A 21,643-nucleotide genomic window follows, 5' to 3' on the forward strand; every position below is an offset into this window, starting at 1 on the left:
AGGGGCACGCGGCCACCACGGGGACGCGCCGCGGGGCGGCGGACGAGGGGGTGCACCATGGGGCGGCCGGGCCGCGCGGAGACGTGATTCTCGGCAGACTCTCCCGCCTCATGTACGAAATTGCTAATGTTAGCAACTTATGAGGTTGTCATCCTTGGATTCGGCGGCTCGATCCCCCCTGTGGGTCCGACGGGCACTGCGGGCGAGGATGGGCCACATGTTTGTGACGAGTGAAGCGAGGTGGGGGTCCCCCCGCCCGAAGGGTGGGGGAGGGTGGACGCGATGCGCCAAGGACCGGTCGGCGGGGCTCTGCTCCCGGGAGGGGGAGAGGACCGCGCGATGAGTACGCCGCTGTACCAACTGAAGGCCGAGTTCTTCAAGACCCTCGGCCACCCGGCCCGCATCCGTGTGCTGGAGCTGCTGAGCGAGCGCGAGCACGCGGTTGCCGAGATGCTCCCCGAGGTGGGCATCGAGCCCGCGCACCTGTCCCAGCAGCTGGCGGTACTGCGGCGCGCGAACCTGGTGGTGACCCGCAAGGAGGGCTCGACGGTCTACTACTCGCTGACCAGCCCGCATGTGGTGGAGCTGCTGAGAGTCGCCCGGACCATCCTGTCCGGGGTCCTGTCCGGGCAGGCCGAACTGCTGGCCGACCTGCAGACGGCGCAGCGGGAGGCGAAGCCGCCGACGTAGCGAAGGCCCTCGATCGGCGGCCGTCTCCCGGCGGGGTCCGACGGCGCTGCGAGGTGGGGGAGGATCACGACGGCGCCGTCGTCCGGGAGGTGCTTCACCTGCCGGACGGCGGGCAGCGCCTGCCGGGTGAAGGCGCTCGCCCCGCCCGCCCGCCCGCTGCCCGGCAGCTTCGACGCCTCCTCGCGGCTCGGTTCCCCCGGCGTGCACGGGAGCCCGGTTCGGCGTTCACGACGTCTCGCCGGCGGCGGTACGCGCCGCTCCGGCGGGCCACAGCACCTCGACATCGATGCCCAGGCCGCGTGCGAAGGCCACCAGGTGCGCGGTCGCGTCCCGTCCGTTGGACGGCGAGCCGTCCCACACCGCCAGCAGACGGCCGCAGGCACGCAGGAGGTTCTCGTCCGCGCCTATGCGGGCATCGCGGTCGGCCGGGTCGTAGTCCAGCAGGCGCACCTGCTCCGAGAGCAGCAGCAACTCCCCGGCGGCCCTTCGATCGGCCTCCCGAAGAGCGGCGGGCACGCCGTTCCTGCTCGGCAGTACCGTCACCAGGGCGAGTCCCGCGGCCCGCGCCGCCCTGCCCGCGATGACCGGCAGCCCCTGCCCGGCGCGCACCAGCCCCGCCCGGCCCGCCCGCGCGAACTCCGCCAGCCGGGAGCGCAGCTCCTCCTCCAGCAGCGCGAACGTGGGCCCGGTCAGATCCGGGTGGCCCACTATTGCGATCACTTGACGAGGTCCTCATCTGTGCGCCGTACGTCTTCCGGCGCGGCCTCGCCGCCCTCCCGTTCGCAGGCTTCGGGAGAGCCGAGGGACGGCCGCCCCGGGGAGCACTCGATCATCTCGGGGCAGGACGGATCCACGGGCCGTGCGGGTTCGAACCGGGGCCGATCGGCTCTACCGGCGAGGCCGGGTGGGTCACTTGTTCGCGTGACCACCGAGATAGAACAGCAGCATCAACCACGCGGCGATGATGTGGGTTCCGAAGATGTAGAAGAAGGCGCGCAGCGCGACGCCGCGCTCCTTCCTGCTCTCCTCGTCCCGGTCCTTCGAGTCACGGCGCCCCATGTCGACTCCCTCTCCTGTCTCTGCCACGCATGCCTACGGGGGTATCCGGACCGGACCGGACCGCAGTCCCCACGGGCCGGACGTGCTCGGCGGCTGCGGCGGTCCTGCCCCGGTGCCAGGGCGTCCGGAACCCGTGGGCTTCGCCGCTCACCGCACCGGATCCGTCCGGCGCAGCTCCGTCAGCAGGTCCTGGCGCTCGGCCAGCAGCACCGACAGGACCCGCCGTGCGGCGGCGAGCAACTCGGCGACATCACCGCCGGCCAGCTCGTACACCACCGTCGATCCGGTCCGGGTGGCGGTGACGATCCCGGAACGGCGCAACACCGCCAGCTGCTGCGACAGGCTGGACGGCTCGATCTCGACCGCCGCCAGCAGCTCCCGCACCGGCTTCGGCCCGTCCTGCAACAGCTCCAGCACCCGGATGCGCACCGGGTGGCCGAGCATCCGGAAGAACTCGGCCTTCGCCTCGTACAGCGGCACCTGCATCCCGATCATCCCTCGCCCTCCTCGGGGACCGCGTCCGCCTCGACGTCGACGCCGTTCGCGCGCGCTATCCGCACCGCGTCGTCCAGCTCGTCCTGCGCCACCGCCACCTCATAGGCGTCCTGGGTCTCCAGCGCGGCTTCCAGTCCGGCCCGCGCCGCCCGTACACGCTCCATCAGAGCCTCGGGGAACCCGCCCACCCGGACACCTCCTCCGTGCCTGCCGAGAGCCGGGATGTGCTCTACGAAGCAACTAGTGAATTGAAGAACTCTTCAATCTTAGGGGAGGGCGACGGCCCGCCGAGCCGGTGCACGGTGAGGTTCGACGCATCTGCACGGTGTGAGTCGGGGTGACGGGCGCCGGTCGCTGTCGGAGGATCGCCGCCGAAGAGCGCGTCGTCCATCGGTCGGCGCAGGCCGCGAAGACCGGACGGGGCCGGTGATGCCACGCTCGATCGCGGGTGGGAGGCGTCTCGTCAACCGGCTCTCGCCCCGTGGCCACCGCCCGTCCACCGGCCGCCCGGACTGCGGGGCCGCAGCGCAGGCGGACGGTGGGGGTCGGCGATGGCGTGCCGGGAACGGCCGCCGGTCAGTCCGAGGCGACCGGGGCGGACGCCGGCACCGGCTTGGGACGGTTCGGGGGTACGGCGCGAAGGACGACGCGTGTGAGGGCCGCCCCGGGGACCACGCCGAGGGCGGCCGCCACCGCGATCCAGGTCGCGGTCGTCGCCATCGCGTCGCCGAGGCCGTGAGCCGGTGTGCCCGCGCTCACCGGGTTGACGAGGGTCAGGTACAGCGCGCCGAAGACGGTGACCCCCGCCACCTGGCCGAGCTGGACGACGGTGGTCAGCAGGCCGCTGGCGTCGACCGCCTTGTCCATCGGCACGTTGACCAGCGACTGGGTGAGCAGCGGACTCACCGACAGCCCCATGCCGACACCGTTGAGGACGGTGCCCACCCACATCACGGTCCCGCCCGCGGTCCCGTCCTGCATGGCGGCCGCGATCAGCCCGTAGGACAGTGCGGAGACGGCGAGGCCCGCGGGTGCGAGCACCGGGTGGAGCCGCTCGGGCAGCTTGCGCCAGAAGAAGCCGGTCAGGCCGAAGGCGACGGACAGCGGGATGTAGGTCAGTCCGGCGCGCAGCGCGCTCTCGCCGAGGCCGGCCTGCAGGTGCAGGGTGAAGACGAACAGGAAGCCGCCGTAGGTGAGCTGCACCCCCACCACGGTCAGCAGTCCGACCGACATTCCGGCGGCGCGCAGCACGGCGAAGTTCAGCAGCGGATCTCCGCCGCGGGCCGCGATCAGCCGCTCCACCCGCACGAAGGCGAACGCCAGGACGATTCCCGCGGCCATGCAGACGAAGGTCCAGGCCGGCCAGCCCAGTTCGTGCCCGAGGACCGCGGGGAGGACCAGCAGGAACACCGCGGGCACCGCCAGTGCCAGGCCGAGCAGGTCCAGCCGCTGCCGGCCGCTCGGCACGTCCTTGGGAAGCAGCCGCGGCACGAGCACCATCAGGACGAGGCCGATGGGCACGTTGACCATGAACACCGGGCGCCAGCCGGCCCCGAAGAGATCGGCGCTGACGATGACCCCGCCGAGGACCAGGCCGGCCACCGCGCCGGTGGAGAGCACCGCACCGTAGGCGGACAGTGCCTTGGCGCGTGCCTTGCCCGTGAACTGCATCTGGATGACGCTCATGATCTGCGGCACCATGACGGCCGCGCTGGCTCCCTGGGCGAACCGGAACACCACCAGCACGACGGCGTTCGGCGCGAACGCGCAGCCCGCGGACATGAGCGTGAACACGACGACGCCCAGCAGATACATCCGGCGCCGCCCGTACAGGGCACCCAGCCGGGCGCCGGTGATCAGCAGCATCGCGTAGGCGACCGTGTAGCCGCCCACCACCAGCTGCAGCGACGCGCCGGAGGCGTGCAGCTGCGTACCGATCGAGGGCATGGCCACGTTGACGATGAACACGTCGACCAGGCCCATGAACTGTCCGAGCAGCAGCAGTACCAGCATCATCCACCGCCGGCTGGACTGTGCATCGGGTGCTGCGGCCGGATGCGCGGCCGACCCTGCCGAGGTCATGGTTCTCTCCATTCGGTAGTTGCGCCCTGGGGGCCGGCGCAGGTACCGCCGTCGGCCGGGGCTCGGTCTATATACCGACCGCGGACGCGAAACTCATCGGCCTCGCCCGCCCGGGGTCCGGGAAGAGTGCCGTCCCACGGCCGGCGCGGGTGCCGCGCTCCGGGCGGCACTCAGGAAGAAGCCCCGCCCGCCGCGTCGTGGCTAGGCTCCCGAGCCGAGTACCGAACCACCTTCACGGCCAGGTCGAAGGCGGTGTGCCGGCCTGCCCCCGCAGCGGCACACCCCCCGCTGCCCGCTGCCCGGAAGCCGCCGCCCCTGCCGGCGAACCGGGCCGGGGCGCGGGCCCGGGAAGGGAGGGCGCCCGGCGCGATCGACGAGCTTCAGGGGGCGTTGCGCCTCCGTGCCCGGCTCCGTGCCCGCCTCCGTGCCCGGCGCCGTGCCCGGCTCCGGGGCCCGATCCGCGGGCTCGTCGACCGGGGGGCGTGCAGGCCCGTCGCACCCCGGCGGGACCGCTCCCGGCCCCGCCGGGGTGCGAGCCCTTCCCCGTGCCGTTCGTCCCGGCTGTCCCGGGCGGACCGGCCACGACCGCCAGATCCCTTTCCACCGGACGCACGAAAGGCCCGCAGATGAGTAGCGAGCGACGTTCCCTGACGTTCTTCGAGTCCATGTTCCACCGCTTCCAGATCGGTCCGGTCGTGGCGAGCGTCACCCTCGAGGGGGAGGTGGACGCGGCGGTAATGGCGCGCGCCGTGCGCCTGCTGGAACGCGATCACCCCGTGCTGCGCTGCTCCTTCCGCCCCCTGGACGGCGGCGGGGTCACCCTGGAGCTGGCCGACGAGGGACCGGGGCTGGCCCTGGCCGAACCGCGGACGAACGGTCTCGCGGACGAGCTGAACGCCGTCCTCGCAGCCGACCGCCCGGTGTACCGCATCTCGCTGTCCCGGGAAGCGGGGGCGGCGGTGCTCAGCTTCGCCGGCGATCACGCCGGCAGCGACGCCCGTCTGAACACCCTCCTGCTGCGCCGGCTGCTGGGTTACTACACCGACCTGCTCCGCGGAACGGAGCCGGAGCCGACCGGCCGGTCCGCGTTCGAGGGCTCCCTGGAGGAGGCGCTGCTCGCCGCCTACGAGCCGGGGCCGGTGCGGGCTCCGGCCGCCACCGACCCTCCGCTGACGCTGGCCGGCGACGCCGCCGCACCCGGCGCGCTGGCGGTCCGCAGCTTCAGCTTCGGTCCGGTGGCGACGACCGCGCTGGTCGGCGCCGCCCGCCGGAGCGGTATATCCGTGACCAACCTGCTGACCGGGGCGATGGCATGCGCGGTCCGTGCCCAGTTCCCCGACACCGGGTCCCTGCCGGTCGCGCCGGCCTTCGCCGTGGACCTGCGACCGCGGGTGGATCCGCCGATCGCTCCGGACGCGCCGTTCTGCTGTGTGGCCCGGCTGGTGTGCTCCACCGGTGTCGAGGCCGGTGACGACCCCGTGGAGGTGGGCCGGCGCGTCGGTGCCCAGCTCAAGGAGGCCCTGGACCAGGAGGAGATCCAGCGCAGACTGGTTTCCCAGGGCGCGGCCGGCAAGCCGGTGCCGCTGCCGCCGATCTCCTTCATGGTGTCGAACATCGGTGTCATCGAGGACTATCCCCTGCCCGACGGCCTGCGGGTCACCGACAGCCGGTGGGCCACGACGTCACGTGGACCCGTTCCGACCCTCTTCGGCTCGACCGCGGACGGGCGGCTCACCCTCGACCTGGTCTACGACACCGCTTTCTACCGCGAAGAGCTGATCGACGACGTGGTGAAGCACTTCGAGGCGGCACTGACGGCGCGGCACTGACCGCGCGGCACTGACCGCGCGGCACTGCCGACGGACCGGCTGCCGGAGAACTGCCGGAGCGCGGTGGACCGTGAGGCGAGGGCGCCGGCCCGCGACAATCCCGGCGCACGACGGCCGCGAGGCCGCGCGCCCGGCGCCCCGGTCCGCGAGCCCCGGCCAACTTGTTCCGGCCAGCCGCGATGCCCGACCCGCCGGCCTGCGGCCGTGCGCCGCTCGGGAACGTGCCGCGGCCGCGGCGGCACACGGGTCGCCGCGGCCGCGGTCACCGTGCCGAACTCGGCAATACGGAAGCAGTGCCGTGGTGCGGGCCGAACCTAGGCTCAATGGCCAAACAGCCGCAGCCACCGGGAGAATCCGTGAACATCTACCTTTCCGGTCAGGGGGCGTTCGCCGTCACTCTGGCGGAGGCCCTGGCCGAGGAGCACAAGATCGTGGGTGTGGCCGCGCCGCGTCAGCGCAAGCGACTCGGTTCCGCCCCGAGCGCGGACGACGACGCCGATCCCATGACCTGGGACCGGTTGCGGGCCTGGGCCTTTCCCCGGGGTATCGACTGGACTCCCGCCCCCGACCTGCGCGCCCATCACGTGCCCGACGGCACCGACGTCATCCTCGCCGCGCACTCGCACGCCTTCATCGGGCGCAAGACCCGCGCCCGCGCCCGGGTGGCCGCCCTCGGCTACCACCCGAGCCTGCTGCCGCTGCACCGCGGCCGCGATGCCATCCGGTGGACCGTCCGCGACGGCGACCGGGTGACCGGCGGGTCCGTCTACCACCTGACCGAGCGCACGGACGCGGGCCCCATAGCCGCGCAGGAGCACGTGCTCGTCCCTCCGGGATCGACCGCCGATTCCCTGTGGCGCGAACATCTGGCCCCGCTCGGGGTCCGTCTCGTCCTGCGGGTGCTGGACGACCTGGCCCGGGGCTACCGGGTCGAGGTCGAGCAGGACGAGTCGCTCGCCTGCTGGGAACCCGCGATGGGTGTCGCCCCCCTGTTCAAACCGGAACTGACCGAGCTGCCCGTTCCCGGATCCGGCGAGATCCGCGGCGACCGCTGGGCGCTCAACGGATTCTGACCCCCCACCGCCGAAGGCCGGGCGGCGCCCGACCGCCGAAGGCCGCCCGCCTCCCACCGAAGGCCTCCCGCCGCCTGCCGCCCGAAGCCCGCCGCCGGTCGAAGGGCCGCCCGCCGCCCGCCGCCCGCCGCCCGTCGACCCCCCTCTCGTCGGCGGCCGACCGTCGACCGCCTGCCGCCCGAAGCCCGCCCGCCGCCTGCCGCCCGCCGGGCGTCGCTGCCCGTCGCGGGGTCCGCTCCTCGGTCGCCGCCCGACGCCGTGGCCCGGGACGAAGCCGGCCGCCCGCGCCGCGCCGTCCGTGCACCGCGCCCTTCCCGACGCCCGCGGCGCGTGCTCGGACCGACTCGCGCCGCGCTCACCGTCGGCCGCCGCGTGACCCCCGTCGGCGCCCGGCCACCGGCGGTGCGGCGGCGTGCCCCCGCCGTCCGCCGGCCGTCGCCCCTCCGGACCGTGCGGGGCGGGGCCGGTCCCCGCCGCGTCGGCCGCCGCGTGATCCCCCGTCGGCGCCCGGCCCACCCTGCGCGGCCGGCCGGCTGCTCGGCAACGCCAGAGAAGCGAGGCCTTCGACCTTGCCTGGATGGTGGTCGGGACCGTCGACGCCGGACCAGGAAGGTGCCTCCGTGTTTCGCGGAAGACTACGAACGCTCGTCCCGGGATTCACCGCGATCTTCGCGATCCTTGCCGTGTACCTGGTGGTCGGTAACCCGTCCCAGGCGGGTGCGGCGTCCATCACCGCTGCGAGGTACTCCTTCAAGGAGATGCCGATCGCCTTCCCGGCGGGCTACGAGCAGCAGAAGATGAATACCGTCAGGCAGGTCAACCCGGCCTACTACAAGATCCGTTCATGGATGTCGGCCGTCGGGGCCAGCGTGGCGATCAACGATCTGACGGGGCACGGCCGGGCCGACGGAATGTGCCTGGTCGACACCCGCACCGACTCGGTCGTCGTCACCTACACGCCGACCGCGCCCGCCGCCGACCGCTTCGAGCCCTTCGTGCTCGACCCGGCCCCGCTGCCGATGGACGACACGATGGCCCCCACCGGATGCATGATCGGCGACTTCACCGGCTCGGGACGCATGGGCTTCCTGGTCTTCTACTGGGGGCGCACCCCCGTTCTCTTCCTCCCCAGGGCCAGCGCCACGACGGTGTCCCAGGACGCGTACGTGCGGCAGGAGGTGGTGGCCGGAGTCGACGTGGACGGTCACTACGCGGGTCCGCGCTGGAACACGGACGCGGTGGCGATATCCGATCTGACGGGGACCGGGCACCCCTCTCTGGTGGTCGGCAACTACTTCCCCGACGGCGGCATCCTGGATCCGCAGGGCCACAACAACATGCACATGCCCGACTCCCTGTCCAACGCCACGAACGGCGGCGGGCTGCACCTCCTGCGCTGGGTGTCCGCCAGCTCCGGGGAGAAGCCGTCGGTGCGGTTCACGGAGGACCGCGGCGCGATACCGTTCCGGGCCAGCTCCGGCTGGACCCTGGCGCTGGCCACCGCGGACCTGACCGGCAACGGCAAGCCCGACATGTACGTGGGCAACGACTTCGGCCACGGCCATCTGCTCTACAACCGGTCGACCCCGGACCGGCTCAGGTTCACCGAGGCGGTCGGCGAGCGGACCCCGTGGACGCCGAAGTCCTTCGTACTGGGCGACGGATCCTTCAAGGGCATGGGCGTCGACTTCGCCGACATGCACAACAAGGGCCGCTTCGACTTCATGGTCAGCAACATCACGCAGCCCTGGGGGCTGGAGGAGAGCAACTTCGTCTTCGAGAACCAGACCTCGTCGGACGCGGAGATGACCGAGAAGCTCTCGGCCGGCGTCGCCCCCTTCAAGCAGCGGGCCTCCGAGGAGGGGCTGGCATGGAGCGGCTGGGCCTGGGACGTCAAACTGGGGGACTTCCTGAACAACGGCGACCAGGACGTGGTCCAGGCCCTCGGCTTCCTGCAGGGGGACATCGACCGCTGGCCGTGGATGCAGGAGATGGCCACGATGAACGACGACCTGCTGAGCAACCCGGCGATGTGGCCGAACTTCCAGCCCGGTGACGACGTGTCGGGCCACCAGGTCTTCGCCTTCTTCGCCAAGAACCCCAGCGGCCGGTACGTCAACATCAGCAAGGAACTGGGCTTCTCCGACGACACGCCGTCGCGCGGCATCGCACTCGCCGACACCACCGGAACCGGGCACCTCGACTTCGCGGTGGCCCGCCAGTGGGGTCTGCCGTCGTTCTACGCGAACACGGCTTCCGTCGGCAACGTGCTCACCCTGAACCTGTACCGTCCCGCCGCGGACGGCAAGGCGGACACGGGCCTGGAGGGTCCCGGGGCCCCCGCCTACGGCACCACCGTCACCGTGCGCTACCCGGGCCACGAGCAGATCTCGCAGCTGGATGCCGGCAGCGGGCACGACGGGTACCGCAGTTTCCAGGTCCGGTTCGGACTGGGACACCACGACGGCCCGGTGACGGCCACGATCCGGTGGCACGACGTCGACGGAGCCCTCCACCGGCAGGACGTGAACCTCGGTCCGGGCACCCACTCCCTGATGCTCACCGACTCCGTGCAGGAGGTCTCGAAGTGACCGCGACCGTTTCCGGGGCACAGGCGACCGGTGTCGCCGAACCGCAGGCACGACCGGCCGGGCCCGCCACCCCCCGGCCCAAGGACACCCACTACATCGCACTGCGCAACTTCGCCCTGTCGATCAGCGTGTTCAACATCTTCGGATACACGCTGCTCGGCTTCGAGCAGGCCTGGATCTTCCCCCTCCTCGCGGTGGCCGTCGGCTACACGACCGACCTGGGCCTGGAGACCGTCGCGGCCTGGGCGCACCGGCGCGTTCCGCGGTTCCGGGGGCGCGGGTTCCGCGGGGTGTACGAGTTCCTGCTGCCCGCGCACATCACCAGCCTGGCCGTGAACATGCTGATCTACACCAACGACCGCTTCGGCCCCGTGCTCTTCGGCGTCATGGTGGGCGTCAGCGGCAAGTACATCCTCCAGGCCCCGATCGGCGGTCGGATGCGGCACTACATGAACCCGTCCAACTTCGGCATCGTGCTGACGCTGCTGGCCTTCAGCTCCTGGGTTGCGGTGGCGCAGCCGTACGAGTTCACGGAGAACGCGAACACGTACTTCCGCATCATGATCGCCTTGATCATCGCGACCGCCGGCACCGTCCTCAACACGGCTCTCACCAAGCGCACCGCCCTGATCGTCGGATGGCTCGGCGGTTTCGCCATCCAGGCCTTCCTCAGGCACTGGATCTGGGACGTCTCGTTGTTCTCCGCGCTCGGGGTCATGACCGGCGTGCCGTTCGTCCTGTTCAGCAACTACATGATCTCCGACCCGGGGACCACGCCGTCCAAGGGGCGCGCGCAGTTCATGTTCGGCGGCTCGGTCGCGATGGTCTACGGCGTGCTCATGGCGTTCAACGTGGTGTACACCCTCTTCTTCGCGACGGCGATCGTCTGCGCCGCCCGGGGACTGGGCTGGTGGGCTGCGCACCTGTACGGGAAGCGGTCGCAGCCCCGGGAGTCCGTCGCTGCGGCGGCGGCCCCGGTGCCCGCGCGGGCCGGCTCGTGATCTGAGGGGGACGTGTACGGGGCTGGGCCCGACTCCCACCGGAGTCGGGCCCAGCCCCGTACACGTCCTCTCAGGCCGCCGCCACCTTCATGGGGAGCCCGCCCTTCACACGGAGCGTCAGCATGGGCTCTCCTTCCACCCGGTGGCCGGGCAGCGTGGTCAGGCGCAGTTCGCGGGCGACCGAAGCCAGGACGATCGTCGCCTCCAGCATCCCGAGGCTGTTGCCGACGCAGAAACGCGGTCCGGCGCCGAACGGGATGTAGGCGTAGCGGTCGCGGCCGGTGCGTCCCTTCGTGGAGAACCGCTCCGGGTCGAACCGCTCCGGGTCGGGCCAGTAGTCCGGGTGCCGGTGCAGCAGGAACGGGCAGATCAGCACGTCGGCTCCGGCAGGCACCCGGTAGCCGCCGATGGTGTCCGGTTCCTGCGCGATGCGGGGGAGGATCCACACCGGCGGGTACAGGCGCATCACCTCCTCGAGCACTCTCGTGGTGTAGCCGAGACCGTGCAGGGAGTCGGCGGTGAGGGGGCCGCGGTCGAAGACCTCGACCGCCTCGGCATGCACCCGCTCCCAGACCTCGGGATGGCGATCGAGCAGATGGAAGGCCCAGCTCAGGGTGGAGGCCGTGGTCTCGTGCCCGGCCAGGAGCAGGGTGACGAGCTCGTCGCGCATGCGGCGTCGGGCGACGGCGGTGTCCGGTTCCTCGCGGACGGAGTCCGCCAGCCGGCTGACGACGTCGTCCCGGCTCCCGCGCCGAGCGCTGCCCGCCGCCAGGGCGTCGGTGATGCGCTGCAGGTCCCGGCGCGCCCGGTGGAACCGCAGCGTACGGGGGAGCGGGAGCCAGAGCGGGACGGCACCCAGCGACATCATCTCGAACATCGCCTGGTCCTGCACGGTCTCGAAGGACCGGCCGATCGAGTCGTGGGCGCTCAGGTCCGCGTCGAGCAGGGTGCGCCCGAGGACTCCCAGCGTCAGCGCCGTCATCTCCTCGCGCACGTCGACCGGGCCGTCCCCGATCCGGGTGCGCAGCCGTTCGACCAGTGACTGCGCCTCGGCCGCGACGACTTCGGTCTGACGCGCGATCCGCTTGGCCTGGAAGATCGGCTGGATCACCCGCCGCTGCTTGCGCCACAGCTCGCCCTCGCTGGTCAGCAGGCCGTCGCCGATGACCCGGCGCGCCTGCACCAGGCCGATGCCCTTGTGGTAGGCGGCGGCGTTGTCGGCCAGCACGTGCCGCGCGTGGTCGGGATGGTTGAACAGGTACAGGGTCTTGTGGCCCAGGGGAATCCTGGCCGCGTCGCCGTACTCCGCGGCGACGCGGTCCATCACCTCCAGCCGGTTTCTGATCATCCGGGGCAGCAGGCCGAGGGCGGCCATCCTGCGTGGACCCGGCGGGACCCGGCGGTCCGGGACGTTTCGCCCCGCGGTCGGCTGCATGCGGCGTCCTCCGTGGTCAGGTGCTGCTCGTGCGTGCGGTCAGTGCCGTCGCGATGCGGTGGCGCCAGAGCTCGAAGGCCGGTTCACCGCTCGTGGCCCGTTCCGCGGGAGCGGGCATCGACCCGAGGCAGACCTCCGCGGCCTCCTCCGGCGTGACGCAGGCCAGGATCCCGGTGGCCAGTTCCGTGCGCGGGGTCACGAGCCGGCTGCGTACCCTGGCGGTCGCCGCGAAGGCGCTGGCCTGGGCCACCTGCGGACCGTAGGCTGCCGCCCGGTCGCGGAAGAGCAGGAGTTCGCGCTCGTCGGCGCCTCCGGCGTAGGTGGCCGCCAGCCCCGACCCGGCGTACAGATCGGCACGGCGTGCCTCGGGGAAGGCGTCGATGGCGTCGGCGACCCGGCTCGGATCGGCACCGTGGACGAACCACATGGCGCGTCCTATGCCCTGGTCGACGACCCGGCCCGCATAGGAGGAGGGCCCTTCGGCGGGCCAGGGGAAGCGGGGTTCCACGAACTGCTCGTGCACATAGGTGCGGGTGTGGAAATAGGCCTGGTGGAATCCGTAGCCGTCCAGGACCAGCCAGCGCAGTACCGGGTCCCGGAGCGAGGCCGTCGCCCGGCCCCACAGGAACCGCGGCAGCCGACCGAGAGCCCAGCCCGCTCCGACGTACACCATGTAGACGTGATCGGCTCCCCGTCCGCGGAGGAAGTCGGCGTTCCGGCCGCCGTGTGCCGGTGACATTCCGTCGCGGATCGCGAAGGCCATGCCCGCACCCTCGTAGCCGAAGCCGCGGAACTGCTCGGGTATCGACTCCAGCCCGGTGACGGCGTCGCTCGGGCGCCCGGCCTCCGCCGCGTGGGCGAAGCCGGCCAGGAACATCGCGCCGGTCTCCTCCAACTGCTTTCTCGCCTGCGGGCTCTTCTCGTGAAAGCCGCGTTCGGACAGCTTGGTCTCGGATTCGCTCGGCGTCAGGATCCGGCGCCTCAACGCACCCCAGGTGCTGGTCAAATGCCCGCTCCTCTCGGTACTCGCTCCGGGGGTTCCCGGCCTCGCGTGCATCCTCTTCGAGGGGTGCGACCGGCCTCTACTCACCGCTTGCCCCATGAGTACGACGGAGCCGTCAGGGCAATCGCCGAGAAGCCGTCACCGGATTCCGCCGGTGTAATGGGCGGCAGACGCCGTTTCCGCGCGGTGTTCCCCCGGCCGGGAACACGCCGCCCGACCCGCAAAGCCGCGGGTCGTCGGCGTGAGGGCTCCCGCCCGTTTCGCTGCAGCCGTGCGCGCCGTTTCCGTGCGCTAAGGTCGGCCGCAACTGGAGGCGCGGGAAGGGACTCTGCGTGGCAGCGGTCATCGATGACTTCGAACGTCGGATCGAGCCCCACCGGACGGAACTGCTGGCCCACTGCTACCGCATGCTCGGTTCCGTCCAGGACGCCGAGGATCTGGTGCAGGACACCTACCTCCGGGCGTGGCGGGCACGGGGCGACTACGATCCCGCGCGCAGTTCGGTGCGCACCTGGCTGTACCGGATCGCGACGAACGTGTGCCTGACCGCTCTCGAGGGCAAGGACCGCCGGCCGATGCCGTCGGGTCTGGTCGCGGCCAGCGACCCGCTTCAGCCCTTCGCCCACGGCGGTGAGGTCACCTGGCTGCAGCCGCTGCCGGACTCCCTGCTCCACCGGGCCGACCCCGCGGGTGCGGCGATCGAGCGCAGCAGCCTGCGTCTCGCCTTCGTCGCGGCCCTCCAGCACCTGTCGGCGCGGGAGCGGGCCGTGCTGATCCTGCGGGAGGTCCTCTCCTTCTCGGCCGCCGAGTCCGCGGAGATCCTGGACACCACGTCCGCCTCCGTCAACAGCTCCCTGCAGCGGGCCCGGGCCCGGTTGAGGGACGAGAGCCTGCTGGAGGAGGGCATCTCCGAGCCGTCCGAGAGCGATCAGCGCGTCTGGGTGGAGCGCTACATGGCCGCGTTCGAGAAGGCGGACGTCGAGGGACTGAAGCAGATCCTCTCCGACGACGTGCTGATGGAGATGCCGCCCATGCTCAACTGGTTCGTGGGGCGGGACAACTACGGCCGTTTCATGGAGTGGCTCTTCGGCAGGGCCGGTGCCGACTGGCGTCTCGTGCCGCAGCGTGCGAACGGGCAACCGGCGTTCGCCGCCTACCGCCGCGGCGAGTCGGGGGTGTTCGAGCTGCACACGCTCCAGGTGCTCACCGTCTCCTCGACCGGCATCAGCAGGAACTCCGTCTTCCAGGACACCGCCGTGTTCTCCTCGTTCGGCCTCGCACCGGTCCTGGACGACTGAACCCCTCCGCTCCGCCCCCGAGCGCCCTCGGCAGAGCACGAGGGGAGTAGTCGCCCCGGTGCCCGGCTCCGCACGATGGTGCTCGGGCGTCCGACCCGTCGCCCCGCTGGGAATCCACCTGACAGGGGGCGACAGTGAGGGCTGTCCCGAAACGCCTGGTCCGGCTGCCGGGCCTGGTGTGGCGCTGCATCCGCACGGGTGCCGTCGTGTCCGGATACGGTGTTCTGTTCGCCGCCTCGGCGTGCGCCTCCCGCGTGCGGCGGGGCGCCGGCGGGCCGGCACTGCGCAACGGGGAGCGCTGGGCCGCGCTGCTCGGCCGGCTCGGACCGTCCTACATCAAGATCGGCCAGTTGCTGAGCACCCGCCGGGACCTGCTGCCGGACGAGATCACCGTTCCGCTCGGCCGGCTCACGGACGCCGCGGCTCCGCCCCCGCTCCGTGACATCGAGGGGGCGGTGCGGCGGGCGTACCGGGACGTTCCGTGGCCGTTCAGGTCCTTCGACCGGCAGCCCGTCGCGTGCGGCAGCATCGCCACCGTCCACGAGGCGGTGACGCTCGACGGCCGGCGGGTCGCCGTGAAGGTCCGCCGTCCCGGGATCGAGCGGGTGATGCGCCAGGACTTCGCCCTGTCCGCCGCGGCCATGCGGATCATGGGCGCGCTCCCGGGGCTGCGGGGGATGCCGTTCGGTCTGATGCACTCCCAGGTGGGCGGTGCGATCCTGCGCCAGCTCGACTTCGGGGCCGAGGCCGCGAGTCTGACGGCGCTGCGCGCCAATCTGGCCGGCTTCGACAACGTGCGCGTCCCCGAGGCGCTGCCCGAGCTGTGCACCCCGGAGACCGTCGTCATGGAGTACGTGGGCGGACTGGCCCGGTTCGAACCCGGTGAGCTGGACGCGGACGCCCGGCGGGGCGTGGTCCGCGCGGTGCTCGCCGCCGTGTACGAGATGCTGTTCGTGGACGGCCTGGTCCACTGCGACCTGCACCCCGGCAACCTCTACTTCGACCGGGACGCGGATCTGGTGGTCCTCGACGCCGGTTTCGTCATCCGGCTGCCGGACGCGGTGCGGCGGTCCTTCGCGGACTTCTTCATCAACATGGCCATGGGCGACGGCTGGATGTGCGCCCAGATCGTGATCGAGAGCGCTTCGCGGACCGCGGAGGACTGCGATCTGGAGGCGTTCCGGGCCGGGCTGTGCGAACTCGTCGGGGCGGCGTCGGGCGCCAGGTCGGGTGATTTCGAGCTGGCGCGCTTCGCCGGGCGGCTCTTCGAACTCCAGAGGCGTTTCGGTCTCTACCCGGCACCCGAGTTCGCCTTTCCCCTGCTTTCGCTCCTCGTCATCGAGGGAATGATCAAGCGTTTCGACGCCGACGTCGATTTCCAGGCCGAGGCCGTTCCGGTGCTGCGCCGGCGCAACATCCCGCGCGGCGTGGTTTCCCTTCCTCAAGGAAAGTGAGTCCAGCATGGGCGATGCACCAAGTGGAATCCGTGTCCCGCTGATCGAGGAGAAGGAGGCCACCGGACGGTTGGCCGAGCTGTACGAGGAGGTGAAGCAGGCCACCGAACTGCCCTTCGTCCCGGACATGTTCCGGCTGGTGTCCACCCGCCCGGACCTCCTCGGGGTGGTACTCGCCGGGTACCGGGGGATCTTCCTCGACGGCGTCCTGCCGCGCCGGACCAGGGAGCTCATCTGCGCGTGGACCTCCAAGGTGAACCAGTGCCCGTACTGCGTCGGGACGCACCGCTTCTTCCTCCAGGTGTTCGGCGGCTCGGAGGAACTCAGCGAGGCCATCGAGGCTGCGGCGTCCGTGGACGACCTCCCCGTGGACGAGCGCACCAGGACCCTGCTCCGGCTGCTGACCAAGCTGACGCGGGAGGCTTACAAGATCACCGACGAGGACTGGCAGTCGGCTCTCGACGCGGGATGGACCGCCGAGGAACTCCTCGAGGCGTTCTTCACCACCTCGCTCTTCAACTTCATCACCCGCATGGTGGACGGCCTGGGGCTGGGCACCTCCGTCACGGCGAGCCGCATATCCCAGCAGGACGTCCCGGCCGGGGGTGACGCGTGACGCCGTCCAGGGCCGTCCTCATCACCGGGGTCAGTTCGCAGAGCGGCCTCTCCTCGGGAACCGGACGTGCCACCGCGCTGCGCCTGCACCGTGCGGGATGGCCGGTCTACGCCACCGGACGGAACCCGGACGGCCTCAAGGACCTGGCCGAGCAGGGCATCACGACGCTGCGGGTCGACGTCACCGACGAGCGGTCCATGGCGGCTGCCGTCGACCGGATCACGGACGAGCACGGGGCGGTCGGCGTCCTCGTCAACAACGCCGCCTACAGCCTCAACGGCACCATCGGCGAGACCCCGGTCGCGGCGGTGCGCCGGCAGTTCGAGACCAACCTCTTCGGGTTGTCCCGGATGACGCAGCTGGTGCTGCCCGGCATGAGGGCCCAGCAGGCGGGCCGGATCGTCATGATGTCCTCGATCTTCGGCCTGTTCGCCACGCCCGGGCGGGGCTACTACCAGGCGACCAAGCACGCGTTGGAGGCCGTCAGCGACTCCCTGCGGCTCGAGGTTGCTCCCAGCGGGATCAAGGTCGTGGTCATCGAGCCGTCGCCGATCCTGGGGTCGTTCGTCCCCACCACGGTCGGCGACCTCGGGCTGGAGACCGACAGCGACCTCTACCGCGACTTCTGGCAGCACTTCGTCGACTGGCACGGGGCCTACCGCGAAGTGGAGCATCCCAAGGGCCGCGGGCGTACCTCGGTCCGGGCGGGCCGGGTCGCCCAGGTCGTCGAGAAGGCGATCAGCGCCCGCCGCCCGCGGATCCGCTACCGGATCGGCGTCCCGGTCCGGCTGCTGCGTCCGCAGCGCGTCCTCTTCGGCGAACGCGCCTGGGAGGCGTTCGTCACCCGGTTCTTCCCCACCCCCTCCTGACCGTCCCGCAGCCGTCGCCGGCCGCGGCAGGACGAAGCGGCTCCGGACCCCTCGGGCCCGGAGCCGCTTCGTCCTGCCGCGCTCAGCCGTGGCGCAGCCAGTCCGCCGTCCGTTCCCCGATCATGATCGAGGTCAGGTTGGTGTTGGCCCGGACCGTGGCCGGCATGATCGAGGCGTCGCAGACGTGCAGAGCGTCCACCCCGTGGACCGCGCCGCGCTCGTCGACCACCGTGGAGGGGTCCGACGCCGGGCCCATGCGGACGGTGCCGGCCGGGTGGTAGGCGCTGTCGAGGCTGGTCCTCACGTACTGCCGCACCATGTCGTCGTTGTCGATCATCGCCTCCCGCAGCACCACGAAGTCCTGGCCCAGGGACAGGATCCCCGGGTGGTGCGCCAGGCTCCAGGCGGTCCGTACGCCGTCGACCAGGAGGTCCAGCTCCCGCTCGTCGTCGAGGAAGTTCAACTCGATCGCGGGCGCCGCGTCGGGATCGGCCGAAGCGAGCCGGATCCGCCCGCGGGAGCCCGGGCGCTGCGACACCACCATCACCCCGGTGATCTCCGGCGCGCCCGCCAGCATCTGCAGCTCGGGGAACGGCTCCAGCCCGAAGTAGTTCACCATGTAGTACTGCAGGTCGTTGAACTCGCCGGAGCAGGGCGACGTGGTGCGCAGGATCTGCTGCAGGAAGGGGCCGGTCGGGTCGGTGACACCGGGCCGGGGCACCACGAAGGCGCCCGTCCGCTGGTGGTCCACCAGGTTGGCGCCGACCCCGCACAGGTCCGCGCGCACGTCGATGCCGAGGGGGCGCAGGTCCTCGGCCGCCCCGATGCCGGAGCGCTGCAGGATTCCCGGCGACGCCACCGCGCCGGCGGCCAGGACGATCCGCCGGCCCTCGACGAGTTCGAAGGCCCCGTCGGCGGCCGCGGCCCGCACCCCGATCGCCCGATCGCCTTCGAACACCACCCGGTCGACGCGGGTGTGGGGTCTGACGTCGAGGTTCCGGCGCCCTCGGGCGAGACGGAGGTACGTCGTGGCGGTGGTGGCGCGGCCGTCCCGGTCCGGCCGGGTGGAGGGGATCGGGCCCACTCCCGTGGCCTCGGGGTCGTTGTGGTCCCGGACCTCCGGGAACCCGGCCTTGAGACAGGCCTCCAGGAACGCCGTCTGCCCCTGCGCCAACTCGTCCGGCCGCCAACGGCGGATCGGGACGGGGCCGTCGGAGCCGTGGAGGGCGCTGTCGCCGTAGTCGAGGTCCTGCTCCAGTTTCCGGAAGTACGGCAGGACCTGCGACCAGGACCAGGCCGGGTTGCCGGCCGCGGCCCAGTCGTCGTAGTCGGCGGGAACACCGCGCAGGCCGACCGTCGCCCCGACCGCCGAGGAGCCTCCCGTCGTCCTGCCCCGGGGGTACCGGATCTTGCGGCCGTCGCGGATGTCGGCGCGGAAGCCCCAGTCGTGGCCGACGAAGGACATGGACCTGCCGTAGCGGATGTCCTCCGGCGTCTCCTGCCGCGTCAGGTAGTCGGGCCCGGCCTCCAGCAGCAGGACGCGCCTGCCCGGGTCTTCCGACAGGCGGGCGGCGAGCACCGCACCGGCTGAGCCGGCGCCGACGATGATGTCGTCATACTGAGCCGTCATAAGCAGTCCTCGGGGGTTGTACGCCACGGGCGCCGCAGGGATCTGCGACCGAAGCCGAGCCTGGCAACGCCCCCTCCGCCAGGGCTACTCGCGCGTTGCCCAGAGGCGGCCCGCGCGCCGCCGCCGGGAGCGCCCGGCCCCCGGTGGGCACGCAGGGAGAAGTCTGCGCGTCCGACACGCCCCAAGGTGGAGGGGACCGGCCGTGCGGCTTCCCACCCATCCCCCGGCACCGCCCTCCGGGCGAGGGCGTGCGGGCGGAATCCGCACGGTCCGGCCCCGAGCACGCTCAAGGAGTCCGGCCGAGGACGTCGGACCACCGAGAACAGGAGGCCCGCGCCATGTCGGGTAGCAATCCGTCGGACCACCACAGCGGCCCCGCAGCGGTTGCCGAGCAGACCGCTCCGGAAGGCGTCGACCCGCTCGTTCCGCACGTGCCCCGGGTCATGGACCATCTGCTCGGGGGAACCGCCAACTTCGCCTCGGACCGGCAGGCCGCCGAGTACGCCTTCGCCGCCTGGCCCGGCGAGACCGGCGGCGTGGAGGGCGTGAAGGTCGACATCGGGCACGCACGCGGCGCTCTCGCCCGCATCGTGCGCCACCTGGCCGCGGAGTGCGGGATCACCCAGTTCCTCGACATCGCGAGCGGGCTGCCGACCATGGACAACGTCCACCTGTCCGCCCGCTCCGCCGCACCGGACACCAGGGTCGTGTACGTGGACAACGATCCGGTCGTGGTCGCGTACGCCAGGCATCTGCTGGCGGACGAGACCGATGGGAGCGTGGCCTTCCTGGAGGCGGACTTCCACGATCCGCAGGACGTGCTCTCCCGGGCGGCGCGGACACTCGACTTCTCGCGGCCCGTCGCCCTGATCCTCTTCGGCATGCTGCACTTCGTCGAGGACCACGACGAGGCGGCACGGCTGCTCGCGGTCTACGTCGACGCCCTGGCCGACGGCAGCTACGTCGCCGTGTCCCATTTCGCCAAGGACGACCAGGACACGGAGATGAACGCCACCCTGGACGCGCTCGACAAGCAGCTCGGCGAGGCCGTGGTGCGCCGCACCCGGGACGAGGTGGCCCGCTTCTTCGACGGCATGGAGCTCCTGGAACCGGGCGTCGTGGAGACCCAGAACTGGCGTCCGACCGACACCACGGGGCCCCGGCCCCTCCCGATGTGGGTGGCCCTCGCCCGCAGCTGACGACCTCGTGCCGCCGCACCCCCGCAAGGCCCAGCCCGTGTAGTGACGAAGGGAACACCTGCGATGACCGAGCGACCGCAGCCCCCGAGGCTGCCGACACCCGCTCCGACGGCCGACCAGGCCGAGTGGCTCGCCCGGGTCGACGAGGTCGCCCCGCTGATCGAGAAGCACCGGGACGCGGCGGAGCTGGACCGCCGGATGCCGCGTGAGGTGTTCGAGGCGCTGCGGGACGCCGGCTTCACCCGTATGTGGGTGTCCCGCGCGTTCGGAGGGGGGCAGGTCTCCCTGGCCACGGGCATGTGCGTACTGGAGTCCCTGGCCGGGGTGGACGCCTCGGTCTCCTGGCAGTTGGGAGTGCAGGGGGCGATCGGGAGGCTTTCCGACTACCTGCCCCGGGAGTGCTCGCAGCGGCTCTTCCTGGACGGCGACGGCTTCGTGGTCGGCGGCGTGAAACCGTCCGGCCTGGCCGAGCCGGTGGCGGGCGGTTACCGGCTCCGGGGCGAGTGGGCCATGGCCAGCGGTTCCGAGCACGCGGACTGGCTGGTGTGCACGGCCCTGGCCGGCCGTGACGGGAAGCCGGTCATGACACCGTCCGGACCGGACATCCTGATGCTGTTCGTGCCGGTCGACGCGGTCACCTTCCGGGACACCTGGTACACCGTCGGCCTGCGCGGCACCGGGAGCAACCACTACCGCGTGGACGACGTCTTCGTGCCCGGGGAACTCGTGGTCAGGAAGGCGCAGATGGCCACGGTGCCGCCGGCCCGGCCGTCCCGCGGCTACCCGATCGGCTACTTCGACTTCGGGCCGTTCTCCACCGCACCCGTAGCCCTCGGCGTGGCACGCGACGCCCTGGACGACTTCCGGGAGACGGCACACGCGAAGGTCCCGGCCAGCGGGACCCGGCGGCTGGCGTCGAACGGCGTGGTGCAGGAGAGGTTCGCGCGGGCCGAGATGGCGGTCTACTCCGCCCGACTCGCGCTCTACGAGGCCGCGCGCCAGGTCGTGGCCGCGGAGGGGACCGGCGGTGACGAGCTCAGCGCCCTGATCCGGCTGACCTCGGCCTCTCTCGCGGAGAGCACCACGGAGGCGGTGCAGACGGTGTTCACCCTCGCCGGGACCACCTCGATGTACGCCAGCAGCCGGCTGGAGCGCTGCTTCCGCGACATCAGTGCGGTGACGAAGCATCTCGCACTGTCCTACACGCACTTCGAGACCGTCGGCGACTTCCTGGTCAACGGCGAGCTGGTGATGCGCCGCTGATCCGGTGCCTTCGCCGCGCGGGGGGGGGGGGGGGGGGGGGGGGGGGGGGGGGGGGG

19 protein-coding genes are annotated in these 21,643 nt (G+C 71.9%); 11 read left to right on the top strand and 8 right to left on the bottom strand.

The genetic code is table 11. From position 1 onward, the window contains the following. The first annotated feature begins 339 nt into the window (after nucleotides 1-339). Nucleotides 340-690, top strand: coding sequence for an ArsR/SmtB family transcription factor (locus tag ACL02U_RS16935; protein ID WP_412791667.1), 351 nt, complete (start codon nucleotides 340-342; stop codon nucleotides 688-690). 225 nt (nucleotides 691-915) lie between these two features. On the opposite strand, the gene ACL02U_RS16940 is transcribed toward ACL02U_RS16935, so the two are convergent. The 5 genes from ACL02U_RS16940 to ACL02U_RS16960 all read right to left on the bottom strand — a co-directional run bounded on the left by ACL02U_RS16940 (nucleotide 916) and on the right by ACL02U_RS16960 (nucleotide 4,326). Continuing rightward, the gene (locus ACL02U_RS16940; RefSeq protein ID WP_412791668.1) at nucleotides 916-1,410 is read right to left on the bottom strand and encodes a hypothetical protein; all 495 of its coding nucleotides are present in this window, start codon (nucleotides 1,408-1,410) and stop codon (nucleotides 916-918) included. 189 nt (nucleotides 1,411-1,599) lie between these two features. Further along, the gene (locus ACL02U_RS16945; RefSeq protein ID WP_412791669.1) at nucleotides 1,600-1,749 is read right to left on the bottom strand and encodes a DUF6126 family protein; all 150 of its coding nucleotides are present in this window, start codon (nucleotides 1,747-1,749) and stop codon (nucleotides 1,600-1,602) included. 147 nt (nucleotides 1,750-1,896) lie between these two features. Next, entirely contained in the window at nucleotides 1,897-2,235 is a 339-nt protein-coding gene (locus ACL02U_RS16950) for an ArsR/SmtB family transcription factor (protein ID WP_412791687.1), read from the bottom strand. Between the two features lie 5 nt (nucleotides 2,236-2,240). After that, nucleotides 2,241-2,432: a hypothetical protein gene (locus ACL02U_RS16955; RefSeq protein ID WP_412791670.1), complete on the bottom strand. Its 192-nt coding sequence runs from the start codon at nucleotides 2,430-2,432 to the stop codon at nucleotides 2,241-2,243. 388 nt (nucleotides 2,433-2,820) lie between these two features. Next, complete coding sequence (locus ACL02U_RS16960) at nucleotides 2,821-4,326, bottom strand: MFS transporter (protein WP_412791671.1); 1,506 nt, start codon at nucleotides 4,324-4,326, stop codon at nucleotides 2,821-2,823. 626 nt (nucleotides 4,327-4,952) lie between these two features. On the opposite strand from ACL02U_RS16960, the gene ACL02U_RS16965 reads away from it, so the two are divergent. The 4 genes from ACL02U_RS16965 to ACL02U_RS16980 all read left to right on the top strand — a co-directional run bounded on the left by ACL02U_RS16965 (nucleotide 4,953) and on the right by ACL02U_RS16980 (nucleotide 10,820). Next, a complete protein-coding gene (locus ACL02U_RS16965) occupies nucleotides 4,953-6,155 on the top strand; it encodes a phthiocerol/phthiodiolone dimycocerosyl transferase family protein (protein WP_412791672.1) in 1,203 nt (400 codons plus the stop codon). A gap of 356 nt (nucleotides 6,156-6,511) precedes the next feature. Beyond that, entirely contained in the window at nucleotides 6,512-7,228 is a 717-nt protein-coding gene (locus tag ACL02U_RS16970; RefSeq protein ID WP_412791673.1) for a formyltransferase family protein, read from the top strand. A gap of 620 nt (nucleotides 7,229-7,848) precedes the next feature. Continuing rightward, nucleotides 7,849-9,819, top strand: coding sequence for an ASPIC/UnbV domain-containing protein (locus ACL02U_RS16975; protein WP_412791674.1), 1,971 nt, complete (start codon nucleotides 7,849-7,851; stop codon nucleotides 9,817-9,819). Beyond that, nucleotides 9,816-10,820 (top strand): enediyne biosynthesis protein, encoded by a 1,005-nt coding sequence (locus ACL02U_RS16980; protein ID WP_412791675.1) that lies wholly within the window; start codon nucleotides 9,816-9,818, stop codon nucleotides 10,818-10,820. Before ACL02U_RS16975 ends, ACL02U_RS16980 begins: the two co-directional genes overlap by 4 nt. 70 nt (nucleotides 10,821-10,890) lie before the next feature. Here ACL02U_RS16980 and ACL02U_RS16985 read toward each other — a convergent pair whose 3' ends face one another. Beyond that, nucleotides 10,891-12,255: a cytochrome P450 gene (locus ACL02U_RS16985; protein WP_412791676.1), complete on the bottom strand. Its 1,365-nt coding sequence runs from the start codon at nucleotides 12,253-12,255 to the stop codon at nucleotides 10,891-10,893. Nucleotides 12,256-12,271: 16 nt separating this feature from the next. Next, nucleotides 12,272-13,261: a DUF1702 family protein gene (locus ACL02U_RS16990; RefSeq protein ID WP_412791677.1), complete on the bottom strand. Its 990-nt coding sequence runs from the start codon at nucleotides 13,259-13,261 to the stop codon at nucleotides 12,272-12,274. A 329-nt stretch (nucleotides 13,262-13,590) separates the two neighbouring features. Between ACL02U_RS16990 and ACL02U_RS16995 the strand changes: the two genes are divergently transcribed. From ACL02U_RS16995 to ACL02U_RS17010, 4 genes are all read left to right on the top strand, one after another. Continuing rightward, complete coding sequence (locus ACL02U_RS16995) at nucleotides 13,591-14,556, top strand: sigma-70 family RNA polymerase sigma factor (protein ID WP_412791678.1); 966 nt, start codon at nucleotides 13,591-13,593, stop codon at nucleotides 14,554-14,556. Between the two features lie 134 nt (nucleotides 14,557-14,690). Next, complete coding sequence (locus ACL02U_RS17000) at nucleotides 14,691-16,010, top strand: ABC1 kinase family protein (protein WP_412791679.1); 1,320 nt, start codon at nucleotides 14,691-14,693, stop codon at nucleotides 16,008-16,010. A gap of 7 nt (nucleotides 16,011-16,017) precedes the next feature. Beyond that, nucleotides 16,018-16,626 (top strand): carboxymuconolactone decarboxylase family protein, encoded by a 609-nt coding sequence (locus ACL02U_RS17005; RefSeq protein ID WP_412791680.1) that lies wholly within the window; start codon nucleotides 16,018-16,020, stop codon nucleotides 16,624-16,626. Further along, nucleotides 16,623-17,495 carry an SDR family NAD(P)-dependent oxidoreductase gene (locus ACL02U_RS17010; RefSeq protein ID WP_412791681.1) on the top strand — a complete coding sequence of 291 codons (873 nt, stop codon included), beginning with the start codon at nucleotides 16,623-16,625 and terminating at the stop codon, nucleotides 17,493-17,495. Before ACL02U_RS17005 ends, ACL02U_RS17010 begins: the two co-directional genes overlap by 4 nt. Before the next feature lie 82 nt (nucleotides 17,496-17,577). Here the strand turns inward: ACL02U_RS17010 and ACL02U_RS17015 are convergent, their stop codons facing one another. Further along, on the bottom strand, nucleotides 17,578-19,125 hold the full coding sequence (locus ACL02U_RS17015; protein WP_412791682.1) for a GMC family oxidoreductase: 1,548 nt from the start codon (nucleotides 19,123-19,125) through the stop codon (nucleotides 17,578-17,580). Between the two features lie 338 nt (nucleotides 19,126-19,463). On the opposite strand from ACL02U_RS17015, the gene ACL02U_RS17020 reads away from it, so the two are divergent. Next, on the top strand, nucleotides 19,464-20,324 hold the full coding sequence (locus ACL02U_RS17020) for an SAM-dependent methyltransferase (protein ID WP_412791683.1): 861 nt from the start codon (nucleotides 19,464-19,466) through the stop codon (nucleotides 20,322-20,324). A 63-nt stretch (nucleotides 20,325-20,387) separates the two neighbouring features. Next, nucleotides 20,388-21,587, top strand: a complete 1,200-nt coding sequence (locus ACL02U_RS17025; RefSeq protein ID WP_412791684.1) for an acyl-CoA dehydrogenase family protein — start codon at nucleotides 20,388-20,390, stop codon at nucleotides 21,585-21,587. The last annotated feature ends 56 nt before the right edge of the window (nucleotides 21,588-21,643 follow it).

This window comes from Streptomyces sp. MS06 (assembly GCF_047200655.1).
In the GTDB taxonomy this organism is placed as follows: Bacteria; Actinomycetota; Actinomycetes; order Streptomycetales; family Streptomycetaceae; genus Streptomyces.